Source organism: Halomonas sp. SpR1 (assembly GCF_031010175.1).
Taxonomy (GTDB): Bacteria; Pseudomonadota; Gammaproteobacteria; order Pseudomonadales; family Halomonadaceae; genus Vreelandella.
On sequence record NZ_JAUAMB010000039.1, the window covers coordinates 39,105 to 45,733 of the forward strand.

General features: G+C 47.1%; 3 protein-coding genes. All 3 read left to right on the forward strand.

The window, feature by feature from the left end:
• The 3 genes from QT231_RS20610 (at position 1) to QT231_RS20620 (ending at position 6,400) form a co-directional block, all read left to right on the forward strand.
• Entirely contained in the window at positions 1-1,104 is a 1,104-nt protein-coding gene (locus QT231_RS20610) for a hypothetical protein (protein ID WP_308338680.1), read from the forward strand.
• 199 nt (positions 1,105-1,303) lie between these two features.
• Positions 1,304-5,872 carry a hypothetical protein gene (locus QT231_RS20615; RefSeq protein WP_308338681.1) on the forward strand — a complete coding sequence of 1,523 codons (4,569 nt, stop codon included), beginning with the start codon at positions 1,304-1,306 and terminating at the stop codon, positions 5,870-5,872.
• A gap of 114 nt (positions 5,873-5,986) precedes the next feature.
• Positions 5,987-6,400, forward strand: a complete 414-nt coding sequence (locus QT231_RS20620) for a hypothetical protein (RefSeq protein ID WP_308338682.1) — start codon at positions 5,987-5,989, stop codon at positions 6,398-6,400.
• Positions 6,401-6,629: the final 229 nt, after the last annotated feature.

Sequence of the window (6,629 nt, forward strand, 5' to 3'; positions counted from 1 at the left end):
ATGTCAAATTTTGATAAAGATATTCATCAGAAAGAAATGGCAATAAGGTATTGTCTCGTAAATGAAATTGTACCATTTCTAGAGGTCAATATACAGAATTATAGAGAGCTATCAGATACTTCAACTGTAATTACAGATATTGACGTTCTCGGCATTAAAGTGGAGTCATTTGGTAGACCTAAAAAAATTATTTTCGATTGCAAGACCCTAGGGAAAACAAGCCCTATTAATAGGGCTTTTTGGGCATCAGGTTTGATGCATTTTACTGACTGTACTGAAGCCTTTGTCATACTTAGGAAGAAAGCATCTGAAGCCCACCGATTATCCGCAAGACAAATAAACGTTCATTTGTTTGATGAACAACAGTTTGCAAATTATGGAGAATCTTGCTCTCTGGATTTTCGAGTTGATTATAGTTACTCGACGTCAATTACTAATTGGATTGAGCTATTTTCGTCAGTTTCTGGAAACACAAAGCTAGGACAGTTTGTCAGGTTTTTGAATAGCGATATACCCGCTGAAAAAGATACTGCAAGAGCTTTTAGAAAATTTCTAGTTGCGTTGGAAAAAGTAAAAGGAGAGCTAGATCCAGAGAAAGCCAAACACAAGGCTGTTTTTAATTACGCTTTGTCTATTTTTATGTATATATTGGCAAAAATTATACATGATTTTAGAGGTGTGGTTGATTATGAAGTAAATGAAAGAGAATATGAAAAATTAATGAAATATTATATTTGGGGAGGAAGGGAAAGTTTTTTGTTAAAAAATAAAATGAAAGAGTTGTTTTCTAACTCCGCGGATTCTTCTGTTATTTCCGAGCCGGAAATAAAAAGCTGGCCGAAATACTTAGAACTAACTAGAAAGCTGCTAGATTCACCTGGTGATGTTCAGAAGTGCATTTTACCAGTTCGCGAAATTGCTTTTATGGATATCGCTTCACGATCCATAGATAAGGATCGATTTTCTTCAAGGTATATATCGAATAACAAAAGAGTGCGACAATTTTCGACGTCGACTGCTAAATACTTAATTGATGCGGTGCGGTTGCCAAGAGATTTCTCTGTTCAATTGGAGTGCATTTTTGATGAGATCAGAGAAATTTAGAAAAATTGCTGCACGCAAAACATCATCGCTTCGCTCTCATTTTTGCTGGTGAGCGCGGAGTTATATCTCAATTACCTCAAGTCCGCTCCTGGCCGAAACAAGAATACTCGTGCATAGATGCAATCAACCCAAAGCGGCCATGCAGGTAAAGGCAGCATGTGCTTTCATCGGTGCTGAACAGTTTGGTATGAGATCCTGAATGATCAAACCATTTATAACCCACGTTGAAAACCTGAGGAACGCTCTTCTGACTTTGAAGCCGACGGGAGAAGATGGCTTTGAAGGGCTTATTGGCGAAGCGCTTGAAGGAATAACGAGCATCCCCTTTCGGCTTGCGAGCAGCGGCTACCAACGCGGAATCGACGGCAAGGCTGCTTTTGAAGGCGCTGTAGCTTTCGAAGGCAAACTCTATACGAACAAACTACCGCGCGCAGACGTGCTGTCAAAAATCCCAGACCTTGTCCGCCACAACGATCACGCAGACTTAGTCTGGGTACTAGGCGCAACCTGTGAGGTACCTAGCCAGCTGGCGGACGACTTGCGTGCCGATGGAACACAGCAAGGTATCAGTGTTCTGATTCTAGATTGGACTCCTTCCGATTTTCCACGTCTGGCCGTGGCGCTCGCGATAGCTGGTATCAAGACCGAGTCCTTTTTGAAAACCAATCTCAACAATCAGGTGTTAAGTGTGGCGCTTGCTGCACTGGATGCTATTCGTTCAGATGCTCGGTTTCCGCACTACGAAGAGTCAATTCGCAGAAGTCTCGACGCGTCGGGAATGGCCACAGTGATGGCAGAGAAGGCCAACGCAATATGGTTCGAAGAAACTGTATCGCAAAAGGCCATTGCGCGCATTGAACTCGGTCAGCCCCTCGCACCCAGAGATCGTGCTGTCACCGTTATAGCCCGTAACAATTTAGTCATTAAACTGCGGACATATTTATCGAATATTGATGATGACAATATTGTCTGCGTCCATGGCGAGGAAGGCTGTGGCAAATCATGGATCGTGTTGCAGTCCTGGCTTGCACAATCTGACAAACCTCTTCTGGTGTTTTTAACGCCTGATGATTTTTCAGAGGTCACTACACAAGAAGACATAGAGACACTTCTGATCAAAAAACTCGTCGCGCAGACCGGCGACGTAAAAAGCGATAAGAGCACAGTACGCTGGCGGCGACGACTGAAGGCATGGAAAGCTGAAGGCAAACCGGCACGTCCGCGCTTTGTTTTCGTTTTAGACGGGATCAATCAGCGTCCCGACCGAAAATGGGGAAAGATCGTCGATAATGTCGCCACCTATGTTAACCGGCGCGGCGGTCGCATCGTACTCACTGCACGCACACACTACTTCAACACGCGAGTTAGGAAGGCGCTGACATACCCTGTTAAAGAAGTAGTTGTTCCCAAGTGGGATGCTGACGAACGTGACAGCATTCTAAGGAAACACCTAGTTCCTCTTAACAAGCTCAATCCAACTGTTGCAGAGTTCCTAAGGAATCCTCGCATCCTGTCGATTGCACTTGAGGTTTTCGGCGATGACGTTGCAATATTTGAGGAACTTAGCATCGAACGCCTGTTGTTCGAGCATATCATGGCAGGAATCAAGGAAGACTTTGGTGACGATCCTATCGAATTCGTAGCACATCTACGCGGTCAAGCGCAGGAACTACTAATACGCGCTACGAGCCAAGTAAAGGACGATCTGCGCATCTTTGACAACGAAGTTCCAGCGGTTGCCGAAGGCCGCTTCTATTCCGCCGTCCCCGGGGAGCCGCAAAAATACGAACTCAGGGATGAAGGGCTAACATTGGCCCTTGGGTTCTCCATTATCGAAAATCTGCGCAAAGCCAAGCGCAACAACCGTAGTCTTGATGATGCTCTCAAGGAGGTTCTTGAGCCGATCGAAGCTCTGGATAAAACGGCTGAGGCAGTGAAAGCGGCAATTACAGTATGCGCGGCTGACGATGATGAGTATTCACCCGAGATTGCCCAGGCACTTATTAAGGGATTCGCCGAGCTTCAGAACCCACCGCCGGATTCGCTTGACGCCTTGGTCAGTTTAGCAAGGGAAAGACCGCTGGATATCGCAAAGGCGGCTCGGAATCTCTGTTTGCATTCTAGTCAACAGCCAAACTTCGACTGGATACAAGCGGCGCTTGTTCAAACTGCAAAATCAAGTGCAGCCTGGGACTCGGTGGCACAGGAAGTTCGGGATTGGCTACGCGCATACTCTCTGGCTGTGGAGCGCCGTATGCATCGTCACGTCCGCCGTGATCCCCAGGACAAAGTTAAGCAGGAGCGTGAAAAGCTGCAAGCGGAAATGGATGACAAGCTTGCTGCCCTCTCACCCGCCGAAAAGACTCGTCAGAGACGTCTCATAAAAATGGAGGGTGATCTGGATGCGCTATCAGGGCTTGCTTTGATTTTACTGGCTGGCAAGAGACTCGCACCTTTCGCAAACGAGCTTACTGACTGGAGTTTTGCCAACGCGCTTAACGGCTCCTATCGGGTGCCAAGCAAGAGTTTCCTTGCCCTCATTAGCCTGAACCTTCTTGATTGGTCAGAGACGCGAAGTTCACTATTGCGAAGTTGCAAGGATCTGACCTCTGATACCATCTCAAAAACAGGCAAGTGGGCTCTGCTTAGAATCTTGCGAGCAACGGGCGATTCGGGTGACGACCGGGAAGCTAGCATCCTTTATGAGGAACTAACCCAGGATCGTCAGATACCACACGGCCTATTCCCTACAAAGGAAAAAATAGAGCCCTGTGATCCGTCAGCACCGGTACCTGCTAACATGGATCAAACTGTCCAGCGTTACCAGAGCCTTGATTGCACCGCGCTCCGACAGGGCAGAGGGCAATCGTCTCAGGATCACGTTTTTGTTGATTCCCTGCCGGTCGTTGCCCGTTTTGCACTGAAAGCCGCCGCAGCTAAGCTTCGCGAGTTTGCAGAGGACGTTGTGAAACGCACCGACATATCGCTTCGACAAGGGTTATTGGAGCTGCGCGAACATGGCGCGCTCGCCACGGAGGATCAGGCACGGGCGCTGGTCGAAAAATGGAAAAATGCACAAGGAGCAGGCGATAATCAAGGACTGCCAAAAGGTGAGAGCATCTTGCTGCAGTATGAATTGCTCATCGCTTTTCCATTCCTTGATTGCTCCGAGCAGATTGAAATTCTGCTGGCAACGACCGAGGATCAGCCACTCCTGCTGGAACTCATCGATGAAACCAAAACTCCCGATCCACAGATCCTTGACCGTTTCTTAAAAGAAACCCTGGCCGAGGGCACGGAATGTTATAGGCAGCACCTGCTTCTTGAGATAGCTGCTGCGACGGGCGCAGAACTCTCAACCGAGATATGCGATTTCACCCGGTCTTCCATTACTTCGAAACAGGGACGGCTTCGCAGAAGTGCACTCGGTTTGGCAGTCCACTCGGGGCATCCCGCCCTTATAAGGGCTGTAGCGGAGAGTGACTGGAAATACGTTCTGTCCGAGGGCAAAGATAATTTTGAGAACTGGTATGGCTCTCTTGCATTGCTAGAGGCTGCAGAGGCCGGACTCACCGATGAGAGTAAGGTTATAGACCGGATTTCACCATCACTCTATGGGCGAGCAGCAACGGTGCTCAAAAGAACAGCGGTTCAGCAAATAGCTCAACGCATTGATGCCTCTATTCACTGTGCAGTCGGCCTACCGATTGAACTGGTTACTCCTGAAATTGAGTTGGAGGCAGAGTATATTTTTTCCAAGGATCCAATACTTTTCTCTGTCTCAGAGCGAGAGATGCCCTCAGAGAATATAGAAGATTTTTTCAGACGTTTATCCGAGAGCGATAATGAATTCCGCGATAGGCAAAAACATAATAAAGACTCGTTCGTTGCTTTCAGGGAAGAGCTGACAGCAGCAAAAGCGCATATCATTCTTGATCACCTTACGCATGAGGATTTTGCGGCGTTGGCCGTTATCGATCCCGAAATTATAAATAAGTGGGGTGACCTCTTCATGGAGATCAACGACTCTAGGCTCCCAGTCGTCCACAATCTCATTCTGCTGGTGGCTAGTGCGATTGCAGACATCAATCCTGAGAAGAGTGTGCTGCTATTTGAGCGAACGGCACATAGCCGTCCGTTGGTAAGGTTTACATTCGGTAAGAGCGGCGTTGATCTTGGATCCATTAGCGTATGGAAGGGAGGCAAATCTTCATCTTTTGATGCGTTGCGTAGAAAGCGATTGGACAGCGCGGCAACTGACCAAGCGATTGCAATCGAAGTATTATCCGCATTGCAATGCAATCAAGGGTCTTTTCTTGATGCCTATATCGATGAAAAGATTGCGCAGCCCGAACCATCCCAAATTGCTCGCGGGCTTATGGTTGCCGGCTTTTGCGATAAAAGCCCACACAGTGAAAGGATATTAGCGGAATTCAAAGATACCGAGGGCCTTCCCGGCAAAGCATACGCGGCGGCGATCACTGCCTATCGGTATAATAGCTGGGCTCGACACTGGTTCAAGATCATGTGCGAAACCAATAATCCTGTCACGTTTTGGCAGGCTGGGGTTCTTTTCACACAATGTGTTGATGGCCGGTTTGATATGTGGAGAGATAGCTTTACTCAAGATGGCGTACCGATTACAGCCTTTGGCACGAGCCTGAAAAACCCACTGAATAGACGCTACGGAAAACTCGAAAAGGAGCGCCAGAAACAACTTTTCGGGCAGGACGCTCCGGCAGCAATTTTCATCCACTCAGCCGATTAAGTGCTGTGATGGTAGACCTTTTCTTCTTAAGGCATTGCTTTATTTAATTTATTGTCCAGCATATAACAAGTTGCTGCATTCGGAAAAATTATTTGCTGTGCTCCTGATTTTCCGGTGGACACGGCGTTGGGCCAAATAGGAGATATCGTTATCTTTAAGAGATTCGAGCGCCAAGCCTTTATTGTATTGCTGGCTGCGACTTTGATTAGCCTAGCTGTAAGTATCTATTCAGTTATTGCGGGTTGTGCTAACCCTGCAAAATGGCTAGCTTCTTCTGGCTTGCTTGCTACAGCCTCTGGTGTTTTTCAACTTGAGGTGAGTGGGCTGTTTAAAAAGGTAATGGATGAATATGGTGGCAAAAATGAATTTCCTTATGGTAGCCCGTCGTATATTACACGGCAGATTATTGATAACCCAGATAGGCTATTCTCAACATGGGTGCGGAACATTTTGTTTTACAATGCAGCAACTGGGTTTTGGTTAATCATTGCTGGAACTTATATTCAACTTACAGCTGTCTGGGTTTAAGTGGCAATATGACACAACAAGGCGCTCCAGCCGCCCCGGAAACTGCTGGACGGTTATTGGACGTCTGAGTTACCACATTAAATTAGTGGAAACTAAAAGACTGCTCTTGGCCGAGGCTGTGTGAAAACCTAAAAATCAGTTGCCGATGACAGTGTCCTGTCGTCTTGGCACGACTATCGGCCAGCAATACGTTTTAGAACGTCTTCATTTATTATTCCCGCATCTCTAG